The 14,753-nt window shown below is 64.0% G+C and carries 12 protein-coding genes; 1 reads left to right on the top strand and 11 read right to left on the bottom strand.

Annotated features, from left to right (window positions below):
- Positions 1 to 11: 11 nt before the first annotated feature.
- From QM797_RS14240 to pafA, 6 genes are all read right to left on the bottom strand, one after another.
- Positions 12 to 2,783, bottom strand: coding sequence for a DEAD/DEAH box helicase (locus tag QM797_RS14240; RefSeq protein WP_283276265.1), 2,772 nt, complete (start codon positions 2,781 to 2,783; stop codon positions 12 to 14).
- Positions 2,784 to 2,810: 27 nt separating this feature from the next.
- Positions 2,811 to 3,782, bottom strand: coding sequence for a twin-arginine translocase subunit TatC (tatC, locus tag QM797_RS14235; RefSeq protein ID WP_283276264.1), 972 nt, complete (start codon positions 3,780 to 3,782; stop codon positions 2,811 to 2,813).
- Positions 3,783 to 3,892: 110 nt separating this feature from the next.
- Positions 3,893 to 4,159, bottom strand: a complete 267-nt coding sequence (tatA, locus tag QM797_RS14230; RefSeq protein WP_032377888.1) for a Sec-independent protein translocase subunit TatA — start codon at positions 4,157 to 4,159, stop codon at positions 3,893 to 3,895.
- Positions 4,160 to 4,244: 85 nt separating this feature from the next.
- On the bottom strand, positions 4,245 to 5,240 hold the full coding sequence (locus QM797_RS14225; RefSeq protein ID WP_283276263.1) for a helix-turn-helix transcriptional regulator: 996 nt from the start codon (positions 5,238 to 5,240) through the stop codon (positions 4,245 to 4,247).
- The gene (locus QM797_RS14220; protein ID WP_283276262.1) at positions 5,237 to 6,229 is read right to left on the bottom strand and encodes a helix-turn-helix transcriptional regulator; all 993 of its coding nucleotides are present in this window, start codon (positions 6,227 to 6,229) and stop codon (positions 5,237 to 5,239) included. Before QM797_RS14220 ends, QM797_RS14225 begins: the two co-directional genes overlap by 4 nt.
- A gap of 70 nt (positions 6,230 to 6,299) precedes the next feature.
- Entirely contained in the window at positions 6,300 to 7,658 is a 1,359-nt protein-coding gene (gene pafA / locus QM797_RS14215) for a Pup--protein ligase (RefSeq protein ID WP_170944814.1), read from the bottom strand.
- Positions 7,659 to 7,734: 76 nt separating this feature from the next.
- Here pafA and QM797_RS14210 point away from each other — a divergent pair, with 76 nt between their 5' ends.
- On the top strand, positions 7,735 to 9,204 hold the full coding sequence (locus tag QM797_RS14210) for a bifunctional phosphatase PAP2/diacylglycerol kinase family protein (RefSeq protein ID WP_283276261.1): 1,470 nt from the start codon (positions 7,735 to 7,737) through the stop codon (positions 9,202 to 9,204).
- A 35-nt stretch (positions 9,205 to 9,239) separates the two neighbouring features.
- Here the strand turns inward: QM797_RS14210 and prcA are convergent, their stop codons facing one another.
- The 5 genes from prcA to arc all read right to left on the bottom strand — a co-directional run bounded on the left by prcA (position 9,240) and on the right by arc (position 14,691).
- On the bottom strand, positions 9,240 to 10,025 hold the full coding sequence (gene prcA, locus QM797_RS14205) for a proteasome subunit alpha (protein ID WP_283276260.1): 786 nt from the start codon (positions 10,023 to 10,025) through the stop codon (positions 9,240 to 9,242).
- Complete coding sequence (gene prcB / locus QM797_RS14200; RefSeq protein ID WP_502942340.1) at positions 10,022 to 10,963, bottom strand: proteasome subunit beta; 942 nt, start codon at positions 10,961 to 10,963, stop codon at positions 10,022 to 10,024. The genes prcA and prcB overlap by 4 nt, the downstream gene beginning before the upstream one ends.
- Positions 10,960 to 11,154 carry a ubiquitin-like protein Pup gene (locus QM797_RS14195; protein ID WP_008716348.1) on the bottom strand — a complete coding sequence of 65 codons (195 nt, stop codon included), beginning with the start codon at positions 11,152 to 11,154 and terminating at the stop codon, positions 10,960 to 10,962. The genes prcB and QM797_RS14195 overlap by 4 nt, the downstream gene beginning before the upstream one ends.
- Positions 11,155 to 11,347: 193 nt before the next feature.
- The gene (gene dop, locus QM797_RS14190) at positions 11,348 to 12,847 is read right to left on the bottom strand and encodes a depupylase/deamidase Dop (RefSeq protein ID WP_283276258.1); all 1,500 of its coding nucleotides are present in this window, start codon (positions 12,845 to 12,847) and stop codon (positions 11,348 to 11,350) included.
- Positions 12,848 to 12,927: 80 nt separating this feature from the next.
- Positions 12,928 to 14,691, bottom strand: a complete 1,764-nt coding sequence (gene arc, locus QM797_RS14185; protein ID WP_283276257.1) for a proteasome ATPase — start codon at positions 14,689 to 14,691, stop codon at positions 12,928 to 12,930.
- Positions 14,692 to 14,753 lie beyond the last annotated feature (62 nt).

Below are 14,753 nucleotides of genomic sequence, written 5' to 3'. Positions count from 1 at the left end.
GGGGCACTCGATCACGCGGCGTCGACAGCGACCACGCCGCGGCGCAGAGCTGCAACGGCGCGCGCCGCCGTTCGCGACAGCTCCGGCTCCGGGGCCGCGAGTCGAACCTGATCGAGCAGATCTATCACCTGTCGGCACCACCGCACGAAGTCACCACCCGAGAGAGCTTTGCCGTTGTCCCCGGCCGTGACGAGTGCGTCGACCAGAGAGTGATCGGATGCCCACTTGTAGATGGCCTTCACGAATCCCATGTCGGGCTCTCTCGTCGGCGGTAGCTTGTGCCGAACCTCGTCCGAACGGAGCTCGTGCCACACCCGGACCGTCTCGGTGAGGGCATGACGGACCGGACCTGTCGGACCGTGCGGGGTGATGTCTCCCTCCGACCTCGACTCGTAGACGACGGCCGAGACGACCGCTGCCAACTCGGCAGGTGAGAGGCCCAGCCACAGGCCGCCACGGAGGCATTCCGCCACGAGCAGGTCGGACTCGGAGTAGATCCGGCTCAACCTGGCACCGTCGTCGGTCACCTTGGGATCCTTACCCGGTGTCACGTACCCGCGGTCGGCGAGCAGCGTCAGGATGCGGTCGAAGGTGCGAGCCAGAGAATTCGTCGTGGCCGACACTTTCTGACGCATAGTTTCGGTCTCGCGCGCCAGCCGGTTGTAGCGCTCACCGGTACGGCCGAGTTCGTCACGATCGGGTCGGGCGTGCACCGGATGTGATCGAATGGCTCGGCGAAGGGTGGCAAGCTCCTTGTCGTCTGCTGCTGTCGACTTTCGTCGAATTCGGTCCGACGGCTGCGATATTCCGCGGGTGACCAGTGCTGCCGCGAGATCGCGCCGGGTCTTCGCGGTGCGATGGTCGACGAATCGCGGTAGCCGCATCGTTCCCAGCGATGTTGCCGGCGAGGGGAAATCCGCTGCGGTAAGGCGACCCGCCCACTTGTCCTCGGTCAAAACCAGCGGACGCGGATCGGCTCGATCGTCGTCCGGCTCGAGCACCACCGCGAGGCCGCTGCGGCGACCGGTCGGCACCGAGATCACATCGCCGCGGCGCAGGGCACGCAGCGAATCGACGGCCTTGTCGCGTCGATCGGAGCGGCTCTGGCGTTCGAGGGTCTTCTCGCGATCTTTGAGTCGTTCGCGCAGCCGCGCGTACTCGAAGTATTCGCCGTCGGGTCCGCCGAGGCGTGCGCCGAGCGCGTCCAGCGTCTGCATGTTCTTCTCGATGCCTCGGACCATGCCGACCACGGATCGGTCGGCCTGGAACTGAGCGAAGGATCGCTCGAGCAGCAGACGCGAATCGGCTGCACCGAATTGCTCGATCAGGTTGATCGACATGTTGTATGCCGGCGCGAACGAACTGCGCAGTGGGAATGTACGGGTGGACGCGAGACCTGCGACCTCGGTCGGCTCGGTGCCCGGCTGCCACAGCACGACGGCATGGCCTTCGACGTCGATACCGCGGCGCCCGGCTCGCCCGGTCAACTGGGTGTACTCCCCCGGGGTCAGCTCGGCATGCGTTTCACCATTGAACTTGACGAGCTTTTCCAGCACCACCGTTCGGGCCGGCATGTTGATGCCGAGCGCCAGTGTCTCGGTGGCGAACACCGCCCTGACCAGGCCCTTGACGAACAATTCCTCCACAGTGTGCCGAAAGACCGGCAACATACCGGCGTGATGGGCGGCGAAGCCACGCTCGAGTGCATCGCGCCACTCCCAGAAGCCCAGAACCTCCAGGTCTTCGCGCGGAAGTTCCGAGGTGTGCTTTTCGACGATGTACCGAATTTCTTCGGCCTGCTCGGGCGTCGTCAACACCAGACGCGAGCGCATGCACTGGGTGAGTGCACCGTCGCACCCGGCTCGGCTGAAGATGAACGTGATCGCGGGGAGCAAACCCTCTTCGTCGAGTTTGGCGATCACGTCGGGTCGGGCCAGAGGCCGGTTGGCACCGCTGCCCTGACCGCCGCCGCGACCTCCTCCGCCCCCTCGACCGCCGCGGCCTCGGCTGTGCGGCGCGTGCCAACGGTCCATCGAGTCGAGAGATTGACGCTGTTTGACGTGCCGGACGAGTTCGCGGTCGACCACGACCTTCTGGCTGCCGTCGGCTGACTGCGCCCTGGTGTCGAACAAGTCGAACAACCGGGGCCCCACCATGATGTGCTGAGAGAGAGGTACCGGACGGTTCTCGTCCACCACGACCGTGGTGTCACCGCGAACCGTGCTCATCCACGCGCCGAACTCCTCGGCGTTGCTGACCGTGGCCGACAGGCTCACCAGGCGAACGTCGTCGGACAGGTGCAAAATGACCTCCTCCCACACCGCCCCCCGAAAGCGATCGGCCAGATAGTGCACCTCGTCCATCACGACGTGAGAGAGCCCTCGCAGTGCATCGGACGATGCGTAGAGCATGTTTCGCAGAACCTCCGTCGTCATGATGACGATGGGGGCATCGGGGTTGATCGACGAATCTCCGGTGAGCAGGCCCACCGTGTCGCGGCCGTACCGTGCAGTCAGCTCAGCGAACTTCTGATTGCTGAGTGCTTTGATCGGTGTGGTGTAAAAGCACTTTCGCCCGGCTGAGAGTGCCAGGTGGACGGCGAACTCACCGATCACAGTCTTGCCCGCACCGGTAGGGGCACAGACCAGAACGCCGTGGCCGTTCTCCAACGCGGTACATGCATCTACCTGGAACCGGTCGAGCGGGAAACCGAGTTCAGCAGAGAAGCGTTGCAGCTCAGTGGGTTTCGGGCTCGGCTGAACGCCCGTCGCAGTCTCCGTCATGCGCTGGTCCCAACGCATCGGCCGAGGTCAGATGGTGTCGTCGTACTGTGACTGGGTGTGGGCTGCTGCACCGAATCCGCTGGGCGGCGGTGTCGGAGCGACGGCGTGTGGGGACTCGATCGTACTTGCGCCTTCGATACGTGTTGCTTCGTCATCTGACACATCACCCCATTCGTCTCTTCTTTTGCGCAACTTACGCTTGTCGTGAATTCGCGCAATCTGCACTGCCAACTCGAAGAGGACCGTCAGCGCCAACGCCAGCGCCAACATCGAGAACGGGTCCTGTCCCGGTGTCGCGATGGCGGCGAAAACGAACAGACCGAAGATGAGACCTCTGCGCCATGCCTTGAGCCGTTCGTAGGTGAGTACTCCGACGAAGTTCAAGGCGACCACCAGCAACGGAATCTCGAAACTGACGCCGAAAATGATGAGGAGGTTGATCAGGAATCCAAAGTACTGATCGCCGCTGAGCGCGGTGATCTGCACGTTGTCGCCTATCGACAGCAAGAAGTGCAGGCCCTTGGCCACCACGTAGTACGCCAGGATGGCTCCGGTGACGAACAGAGCTGCAGCACCGGTGACGAAGGAGACCGCGTATCGCCGCTCGTTGGCGTAGAGACCGGGAGTGATGAACGCCCAGATCTGATACAGCCAGATGGGGCAGGCCATTACCACCCCGGCGGTGAACGCCACCTTGAACCGGAGCAGGAACTGATCGAACGGCCCGGTCGCCAGCAGCCGACATTGGTCGTCGTTGCTCAGGTTCGCGCGGAGGTTGGGATCGAGGGTGCAGTACGGACCTCGCAACAGGTCACCGAGGCTTTCGACGCCCACAATCGTGTGCGAGTACCAGAAGAACCCGAATGCCGTGGTGAACGCGACAGCGACTATCGACCACAGGAGCCGGGTCCGCAGCTCGTACAGATGATCGACCAACGACATCGTGCCGTCGGGATTGACTCGGCGCTTGCTACGCCGCGGATCGAACGGAATGCGCATGATGTTCTACGGTCAGCCTTCTTCGATCGGACGACGGCACCGAGCCGCTGCCGACAGCAGTGAACCTTCGGTGCCCATCCGGCACCGAAGGTGTGCTGAGCGGTCTGCGCTCAGGCAGACTTCGCGTCGTGCTGTGCGTCGACGTTCGTCGGGGCAACGGGTGCAGGCGGAGGCAGCTGAGCGGGCGCGGCCGGCTGCTGTGCCGTTGTGGTGTCGGTGTCGGATTTGCCGTCGTTCTGCATCTCCTTCACCTCGCTCTTGAAGATGCGCAACGAGCGGCCGAGTCCACGAGCAGCGTCGGGCAGCTTCTTGGAACCGAACAGAATGATGACGACCACTGCAACGATCGCCCAGTGCCAGGGACTGGTGAATCCCATGTGAACCTCCTGAGATCAGATGAATCGAGCCTACCCGACTGCGGGTGACTCGTTCAGCAGCGGCGAGCACCGGTTTGCCGAGCGTTCATGTCGTGACGGTGCCGTCTGCGCTGGTCGAGTCCAGCTCGGAGTACACGTCCAGCGCAGAACGTGCGCGTTCGCGGACGGAGTTCACCAAGGATTCAGGTGAAAGTACCGTGACGCCGCCGCCGAATCCGAGTGTCAGACGGGTCATCCACTGCAGAGTCGCAAACCGCATCGTCACCTCGATCGATCCGTCGGAATCGGCTGCGACCTGTGTCATCGGGTAGTAGTCCAGAATCCAGGTGTACGTCGGCGACACCTTCAGTCGCGCCTGCGACAGCGAGGGATCGTCGTTGAAGATCTCGAAGGCGTCCTCGTCCTGAACCGACTCCGGCGGTGCCGCGGGCTCGTCCCGCTCGACAGCCGAGTCGATGCGGTCGAACCGGAAGAGCCGCACGCCTTCGGCTCCTCTGCACCACGCCTGCAGATAACTGTTGTCGTCGACCACGACTGTCCGGATCGGGTCGACGGTTCGTTCGGTGACGACGTCTCGCGACGCGGAGTAATACGTCAGGTCGAGTGCGTGCCGGTTTCGCAAAGCAGACCGGACGGTGCTCGAGACTGCACCCTCCTCGGTGCCGACGCTGTCGTGATCGGACGAGAGCGGCACGTTGGCCGCCGCCGAGCCCGCCGCGGTTTCGATCTTCGCGATCGCCCGTTGCGCGGCGGACGGATCGACCATGCCGGGCATCGACGTCAGCGATCGGAGCGCAACCAACAGGGCCGTGGCCTCGGTCGACGTCAGGCGCAGTGGACGGTCGATCCCCGCGGAGAACGTCACGTCGATGCTCTCCTCGGAGAACGAGAGATCGATGAGGTCACCCGGGCCGTAGCCCGGTAGGCCGCACATCCAGAGTTGGTTGAGATCGGCCATCAGCGTTGCCGTCGACACACCCAGCTCGCGCGCGGCCTCCTCGGCGCTCAACCCAGGATTGGCCATGAAGAACGGCACCATGTTGAGGAGCCTGGCCAAGCGGACCGACAGGCGCGCGCTCATCGCTCGTTCTCCACGTCGGCTGCCGTCTGCAGAGTCGAGATCACATCGGCTCGCAATTCCGCGGGCTCGAGCACCACCGCATCAGCCCCGTGGCCCGCGATCAACCGCGAGATCCAATCCCAGGACCGCACGGGAACCTCGACGACAGTGCCGCTCCGGGTACCCAGACTTTGCGCGCCCACTGTCGTTCCCATTCGGCGCAGCTCCAATGCCCTGCCATCGTGCAACCAGACTCGTGCTGTGCCCGACACCGAGGACGTCCCTGCTACGCGACGGACGATGTCCTGCAAGTCGATACCGTCGGGTTTGCGGACACTCTGCGGTGAGCCGAACGACTTGACCTCGTCACCGATTCGGGAGAGGCGAAAGGTTCGGGTGTCGTCTCGATCCACGTCGTGTCCCACCAGGTACCAGCGGCCGCGGAACGTCACGACACCCCACGGCTGGACAGTTCTGGTGGTGAACGGATCCGTCAGCGACGGCCGGTGCTCGAACCGCACCGACTTACCTTCGTCGATGGCGGCCAGCAACGCACCGAGTGCAGGTTCGGAACCCCGGGTCCGTGCGGGAACCGCAGTCACTGCCGCGGCGGACTCGTTCTGGTCGACCTGAATACCCGCCGCGCGCAGTTTGAGCAGCGCGCTCTGGGCCGCCGACGTGAGCTCGGGCGATTCCCAGAGTTTGACGGCGACAGCGACGGCGGCCGATTCTTCGCTGGTGAGGTCGATGTCGGGCAGCTCGTACGCGTCGCGATTGATGCGGTAGCCCTCGATGCCGCCGAACCTGGTGGCGGCTCCGGTTTCCAAGGGAACGCCGAGGTCACGGAGTTCGTTCTTGTCCCGCTCGAACATTCGACTGAAGGCTTCGTGGCTGGACGAGTCGTCGTATCCGGCCACGCTGTCACGGATCCACTCCGCGGTGAGGAACTGACGCGTCGACAGCAAGCAGATGACAAGATTCATCAGGCGTTCGACTTTGGTGGTGGCCACGACTGTCGAGCCTAGTTGCTCTGCAGGTGCCGGAGCGGTAGCGACCCGAGCTGCCGTTGAGCCACCAGGCCTACATCGACGCGATCAGTCTTTCCACGCGCTCGTCGACCGAACGGAACGGGTCCTTGCACAACACGGTTCGCTGCGCCTGATCGTTGAGCTTGAGGTGCACCCAATCGACGGTGAAGTCGCGACCTGCCTCCTGCGCGGCGGTGATGAACTCACCTCGCAGTTTGGCGCGGGTGGTCTGCGGAGGCAGGTCGACCGCTTCGTCGATCTGCTCGTCTTCGGTGACGCGCTTCGCCAAGCCCTTGCGCTGCAGCAGGTCGAACACGCCACGCCCGCGTTTGATGTCGTGGTAGGCCAGGTCCAGTTGAGCGATCTTGGGATCGGAGAGCTCCATCGAGTACCGATCCTGGTAACGCTGGAACAGCTTGCGTTTGATGACCCAGTCGATCTCGGTGTCCACCTTCGCGAAGTCCTGTGTCTCGATGGCATCGAGGGTGCGACCCCAGAGATCGACCACCTGCTCCACCTGAGTGTTCGGCTCACGTGTCTTCAGGTGCTCCACGGCCCGGGCGTAGTACTCCCGCTGAATGTCGAGGGCGCTGGCTTGCCGTCCCCCCGCGAGCCTCACCGGGCGCCGGCCGGTGAGATCATGGCTGACCTCGCGGATGGCACGAATCGGATTGTCCAACGCGAAGTCTCGGAAAGATACTCCTGCCTCGATCATTTCGAGGACGAGGGCCGCCGTTCCGACCTTGAGCATGGTCGAGGTCTCCGCCATATTCGAATCGCCCACGATCACGTGCAGCCTGCGGTATTTCTCGGCGTCGGCGTGGGGCTCGTCGCGAGTGTTGATGATCGGCCGCGACCGAGTGGTGGCAGAGGAGACGCCTTCCCAGATGTGCTCGGCTCGCTGCGACAAGCAGAACGTCGCAGCCTTCGGGGTCTGGAGCACCTTGCCTGCGCCACAGATCAATTGACGCGTGACCAGGAACGGAAGCAGCACGTCCGAGATTCGAGAGAATTCGCCCGCACGTTGAACGAGGAAGTTCTCGTGGCAGCCGTACGAGTTGCCCGCCGAGTCGGTGTTGTTCTTGAACAGATAGATGTCGCCGCCGATGCCTTCCTCGGCCAGGCGCTGCTCGGCGTCGATGAGCAGATCCTCGAGAACACGCTCGCCCGCCCGGTCGTGGGTGACCAACTGCAGCAGGCTGTCGCACTCGGCCGTCGCGTACTCGGGGTGCGAACCCACGTCGAGGTACAGGCGGGCACCGTTGCGGAGGAACACATTCGAGCTACGACCCCACGAGACCACCCGGCGGAACAGGTAACGAGCCACTTCGTCCGGACTGAGGCGTCGATGTCCGTGGAAAGTACATGTGACACCGAACTCTGTCTCGATGCCCATAATTCGTCGCTGCACACTTCGACACTACAACGCAACCTTCGATTCGATGTGTCGGAGCGCGCCGAAACCGCGCGTGCCTAGGCTGGGTGTCATGACACCCACGCGTACCTCTGTTTCGACGGCCGTTCATGCGTGGGACCTTTCCCTGGTGGCACGAAGTGCAGCTCTACGTCGAAGTAGAGCGGACGGCGGCCTACGCGCCTTGAGTAACGCCGCCGATCACGGTCGCCTGTGGCTCGGCGCGGCCGCACTTCTCGTAGCCGCAGGTGGCCCGGCCCGGCGCGGCGGCGTTCGGGGGCTTGTGGCGCTGGCGGGTGCAAGCTCTGTGGCGAACGGGCTGCTCAAACCACTGTTTCCGCGGACTCGTCCTGATTCCGAGTCGGTTCCCGTCTTGCGTCAAGTACTGACTCCGCCGGTGTCCTCGTCTTTTCCCTCCGGTCATTCGGCCTCGGCGGCGGCCTTCGTGACGGCCGTTGCCATCGAATCTCCGCTGGCTGGAATAGTGCTGGCACCCGTTGCGGCCGCTGTCTGCTACTCGCGCGTCCACGTCGGTGTGCACTGGCCAACCGATGTCATCGCGGGTGCAGCCCTCGGCTCGGCCATCGCGCTGTCCACCCGTCGATGGTGGGCTGTACGTTCGGAAAAACCCGCCGATCTGGGCTCCCCGTTCGACGTCCAGCCACTTCAACGGGGACGTGGGCTACTCGTGCTCGTCAATCCTGGGTCGGGTGATGGTTCCGAGTCGGTACCCGATGCGATCCGTCGAACACTTCCCGATGCGGATCTGTTCGTCCCGGATCCGGAACTGGATTTCAACGAGCAACTCGAACAGCGAATCCGGGACACCTCTCCGCGTGCTCTCGGTGTCTGCGGCGGCGACGGAACGGTGGTCAGCGTCGCGGCTTCGGCAATACGCAGTGGCTTGCCGCTTGCCGCGTTCCCCGGTGGCACCCTCAATCACTTCGCCCGTGACACCGGTCTGACCGCCGTCGAAGACACTGCCGCAGCGATCGAGGCGGGCACGGCCGAACTGGTCGATATCGCCCAGGTGTCCATCGACGGCCGCAGCGTGTCGTTCGTCAACACCGCCACCTTCGGCGGATACCCCGACTCGGTGCGACTACGTCAGAAGCTGCAGAGCCGCATCGGCAAGTGGCCCGCCGCAGCCGTTGCGATGACGAGAGTGTTGGCCGCCGCGGAACCGTTGAACATCGAACTCGACGGCATCAGGCACTCGGTGTGGATGCTCTTCGTCGGCAACGGCGACTACGTGCCGGCCGACCAAGTTCCCATGTCGCGCAGCAGCATTCACACCGGCACTCTGGACGTTCGGTTCCTTCCGTCCGAACCGAGGGCGTCGAGAACCAGACTGCTCTGGGCGACGGTGACCGGCACCCTCGGATCGTCACCGGCTTACGTCCGGCGAGCGGTGAAGCAATTGACCGTGGAGGTGGAGGGAGCTCCCGTTGCGCTCGCGGCCGACGGCGAAGTGGTGGGCGACGGAACGTGGTTCGAGTTCACCAGCGACAAGAACGGCCTCGTGCTCTACCGGAAGCGGTAGTGCACGAGGCCGTCAGGTGGTGATCGGCGAAACCGCTACGAGGGTCCCGCCTCGGGCACATCGTCGACGGTGTCGGTGGTCGCATCCGCGGCTGGTGCCGAAGCCGGCAACATGTCCTCCAACGCAGCTCCGGCGATGCGTCTGAACGCGCGCCGAGGCCGGCCCTGGTCCAGCACAGCCACTTCGAGCGCCGATACCTCGAGAACCTTCTTCTCCGGCTCACCGCCCGCAGCGGGCGGTACCGCGGGTCCCGCGGTGAGTGCGTCCACTGCAATGCGCACCGCATCGGCAAGGTCGAGGCCGGAACGGTAGGTGTTCTTCAACGCTGCCACGATCGGCTCGGTCGTTCCGCCCATGACGACGAAATCCTGTTCGTCGACGATCGACCCGTCGTAGGTGATGCGGTAGAGCTGAGTTGCGATCGGCTCGTCCTGATGTGAGACCTCTGCGACACAGATTTCCACCTCGTAGGGCTTGAGCTGCTCCGTGAAGATCGTGCCGAGCGCCTGCGCGTAGGTCTTGGCGAGCGACCTGCCGGTGACATCGCGGCGGTCGTAGGTGTACCCCTTGATGTCGGCATGCTGGATACCGGCCTTCCGGAGATTCTCGAACTCGTTGTACTTCCCCACGGCCGCGAAACCGATCCGGTCGTACAGTTCGCTGACCTTGTGCAGCGCCGTCGAGCGATTTTCGGCCACGAACAGCACGCCGTCCGCGTAGGTCAGTACGATGACGCTTCGGCCACGGCCGATTCCCTTGCGCGCCAACTCCGAACGATCGCGCATGATCTGTTCGGCAGATGCGTAATACGGCATCGTCATGGTGCGCTACCCCCTTCGCTCACTTGCTGGCCGGACCGGGTGTGATGCTCGGCGCCGCCGGTGTGCGCGGCACTCTCGGTCCGCTCGGCGAGAACCGAACGCGCGGCTGCCGACACGCGGTCGTGGGCAACGTCGTCCGCACCGACGCTCGTGATCGCCACCGCCGTCGGATAGATGCCTCGGGTGACGTCCGGTCCGCCGGTGGCGGAGTCGTCGTCGGCGGCGTCGTACAGCGATTCGACCGCTGCGCGAAGCGCTTCGTCCTCGGTCATTCCGGGTCGATAGAGCTTCTTGAGTGCCGACTTCGCGAACAGTGATCCAGACCCCACCGCGTGGTAGCCCGAACGCTCCTCGTAGCGCCCGCCGACCACGTCGTAGGACACGATGCGCCCGGCACGATCCGGGTCCGAGATGTCGATGTCGAACCCGACCAGCAACGGGACGGCCGCCAGTCCTTGCATCGCGGCACCGAGGTTGCTACGCACCATCGACGACAGCTTGTTGGCCTTGCCGTTGAACGTGAGCGGAACGCCTTCGATCTTCTCGTAGTGTTCGAGTTCGACGGCGAAGAGCCGTACCAGCTCGATCGCGATGCCTGCGGTTCCGGCAATACCCGCAGCGGAGTACTCGTCGGTGACGTAGACCTTCTGCATGTCGCGGTTGGCGATCAGATTGCCCTGAGTGGCGCGCCGATCACCGGCGATCAGAACCCCACCCGCGTAAGTGAGGGCGACGATCGTCGTCCCGTGCGGCGCGATGCCGGACTTGTCGGTGCTGCCATTGGCAGTGTGCGACGCCAAGTCTGCGGCGAGACCGCTCTCGGGCAACAGATGGGGGGCGTGCTGACGGAGATAGTCGGAGAAAGATGAACTGCTCGATCCAAGCGGGATCGTCATACCGTCACCGGCCGACCGTGGGTCCGAACGATCCACCGTCACTGGCCGCCCTTCTGCACGTAGGCACGAACGAAGTCCTCGGCGTTCTCCTCGAGGACGTCGTCGATCTCGTCCAGGAGGTCGTCGGTCTCCTCGGCCAGCTTCTCGCGCCGTTCCTGCCCACCGGCTCCGGTGTCGCCTGGGACCTCATCGTCGTCGCCGCCGCCAGAGCGCCGTGTCTGCTCCTGTGCCATAGTCGCCGACCTCCTCCGTGTATCGAGAGAACACATCTACTGCACGTTCATCGATTCATCCGAGATGCACCATTGTGATGTGCAAGTGCAACCGAACGTTCCGCCGAAAGTGCACGGACCTTTACCCTACCGACAGACCGGCCGCGAAGGTCGTCGAGACACCATCGAATAGTCGGACTGCGTTGCCGGGGTCTCAGTTGGTGAGCTGATCGACGAGCTCTGCGGCACTGTCGACAGACTCGAGCAGCGCACCGACGTGCGATTTGGTACCGCGAAGCGGTTCGAGGGTCGGGATGCGCACGAGTGAGTCGCCGCCGAGGTCGAAGATGACGGAGTCCCAGCTCGCAGCGGCGATGTCGGCCCCGAATTTACGGAGGCACTCGCCGCGGAAGTAGGCCCTGGTGTCTTCCGGTGGTGTGCTCACGGCGTCGAGGACCTGTTGTTCGGTCACCAGGCGGTCCATCGATCCACGGGCTACCAGTCGGTTGTAGAGACCCTTGTCGAGCCGAACATCGGAGTACTGCAGGTCCACCAGATGCAGGCGCGGCGCCGACCAGCCCAGTCCCTCGCGCTGGCGGAAACCTTCCAGCAGACGAAGCTTCGCGGGCCAGTCCAGCAGGTGGGCGCATTCCATCGGGTCGCGTTCGAGGAGGTCGAGCACCATGGCCCACTTGTCGAGCACGTCCAGGGCCCGTGCGTCGTCGCTCCCCTCGGCGGCCACGAACTTCGCGGCCCGCTGGTGGTAGATGCGTTGGAGTGCAAGCCCGGTCAGTTCGCGGCCGTCCGCAAGTGCAACTGCCTTGCGCAGAGTCGGATCGTGGCTGATCTGATGGACGGCGGTCACCGGTCGAGCGAGCTGGAGATCGGACAGATCCACCCCTGCTTCGATGAGGTCGAGTACCAGCGCAGTGGTGCCGACCTTGAGGTATGTCGACATCTCGGCGAGGTTCGCGTCGCCGATGATGCAGTGCAGTCGCCGATACTTGTCGGCGTCTGCGTGCGGTTCGTCTCTCGTGTTGATGATTCCGCGCTTGAGTGTGGTCTCCAGGCCGACCTCCACCTCGATGTAGTCGGCTCGCTGAGAGAGCTGGAAACCGGCATCGTCGCCGGACTGGCCGATTCCTACCCGCCCCGACCCGGTGATCACCTGCCGCGATGCGAAGAACGGTGACAGACCGGCGATGACGGCCGAGAACGGCGTCTCGCGCGACATCAGGTAGTTCTCGTGAGTGCCGTACGACGCGCCTTTGCCGTCGACGTTGTTCTTGTACAGCTGCAAACGCGGGGCTCCGGGCACGCTCGACGCGTGGCGAGCAGCGGCCTCCATGACACGCTCGCCGGCCTTGTCCCAGATCACCGCATCCAGTGGATCCCGTACTTCCGGAGCCGAGTACTCGGGGTGGGCGTGGTCGACGTACAGACGGGCACCGTTGGTGAGAATCATGTTGGCCGCGCCGATCTCGTCGGCATCGATGACCGGTGCCGGGCCGCTGAAGCGTCCGAGGTCGAAGCCGCGGGCATCACGGAGGGGCGACTCGACTTCGTAATCCCATCGCGTGCGCTTGGCCCGCGGCACCCCTGCAGCGGCCGCGTAGGCCAACACTGCCTGGGTCGACGTCAGGATCGGATTGGCGGTGGGTTCGGTGGGCGACGAAATGCCGTACTCGACCTCGATACCGATGATGCGCTGCATGAGTCGAGCCTAGACGGCACCCGGACACAGATCGGGGCGCGCCCTGTGCGGACGCGCCCCGATACTGCTCAATGCAGGATCTACAGGTACTGACCGGTGTTGGCCTCGGTGTCGATTGCCCGGCTCGCGCTGGCATTCTTGCCGGTGACAAGCGTGCGGATGTAGACGATCCGCTCACCCTTCTTGCCGGAGATTCGCGCCCAGTCGTCGGGGTTCGTGGTGTTCGGCAGGTCTTCGTTCTCGGCGAACTCGTCGACGATGGAGTCGAAGAGGTGTTGAATTCGCAGACCGCCGTTGCCGGTTTCGAGTACCGATTTGATGGCGTACTTCTTCGCGCGGTCCACGATGTTCTGAATCATGGCACCGGAGTTGAAGTCCTTGAAGTACAGAACTTCTTTGTCGCCGTTGGCATATGTCACCTCGAGGAAACGATTGTCGTCGCTCTCGGCGTACATGCGCTCGACGACCCGGTCGATCATCCCCCGGATGCAGGCCGCACGGTCACCACCGAACTCTGCGACATCGTCGACGTTGACCGGCAGCGAGTCGGTCAGGTACTTGGAGAAGATGTCCTGTGCCGATTCGGCGTCGGGCCGCTCGATCTTGATCTTGACGTCCAGGCGACCGGGCCGCAGGATCGCGGGGTCGATCATGTCCTCACGGTTGGAGGCACCGATCACGATGACGTTCTCGAGCCCCTCCACGCCGTCGATCTCGGCGAGCAACTGCGGAACGACCGTCGTCTCGACGTCCGACGAGACGCCCGAACCACGGGTGCGAAAGATCGAGTCCATCTCGTCGAAGAACACGATGACCGGGGTGCCCTCGGACGCCTTCTCCCGCGCGCGCTGGAAGATCATTCGGATGTGACGCTCGGTCTCGCCGACGAACTTGTTGAGCAGTTCGGGACCTTTGATGTTGAGAAAGAACGACTTCGCTTCCTTGGCGTCCTGCCCGCGGGCCTCGGCGATCTTCTTGGCCAACGAGTTGGCAACGGCCTTGGCGATCAACGTCTTTCCGCAACCGGGAGGGCCGTAGAGCAGCACACCCTTGGGTGGACGCAGGGAGTACTCGCGAAACAGATCCTTGTGCAGGAACGGCAGTTCGACGGCGTCGCGAATCTGCTCGATCTGTCGACCGAGACCACCGATGTCCTCGTAACCGACGTCAGGAACCTCCTCGAGGACCAGATCCTCCACCTCCGCCTTCGGTACGCGCTCGAAGGCATAGCCGGCCTTGGTGTCGACCAGGAGCGAATCGCCGGGACGCAGTTTGCGTGAGGGCTCGTCCGGGTCGATGGGGCCTTCGTCGTTGACCATGTCGATCAGCGGCTTGGCCAGCCACACGACGCGCTCCTCGTCGGCGTGACCGACGACGAGGGCCCTCGATCCGTCGCCCAGAAGCTCACGCAGAGTGCTGATCTCACCTACCTGGTCGAAGGTGCAGGCCTCGACGATGGTCAATGCCTCGTTGAGCCGCACCGTCTGGCCCGGCGCAAGAGAGTCGGCCTCGATGTTGGGCGAGCACGTGAGGCGCATCTTTCGGCCGGACGTGAACACATCGACCGTTCCGTCGTCGAACACGCTCAGCAGAACGCCGTAGCCGCTCGGGGGTTGGCCCAGTCGGTCGACTTCCTCGCGGAGCGCGATGAGCTGTTGTCTGGCCTCTTTGAGGGTGTCCATCAGCTTGGTGTTGCGGAGCGAGAGCGAATCGACACGGCCTTCGAGTTCGCGTACCTGTTCGGGGGACTCCCCCAGTTGACGGCGCAGTGAAGCGGCTTCGGCTCGCACGGCGTCCAGTTCGGCTCTGGCCGCGGCCACATCCGGATTGTCTGTTGAGCTCATGAGCGACTCCTCCCAGTGACGATCTATCAACGCTACCGGCACCGGCCCGAATGTGCGGACCG

This window comes from Rhodococcus sp. IEGM 1381, from assembly GCF_030056795.1.
Lineage (GTDB): Bacteria > Actinomycetota > Actinomycetes > Mycobacteriales > Mycobacteriaceae > Rhodococcoides.
This window is presented reverse-complemented; position numbering and strand designations above follow the sequence as displayed.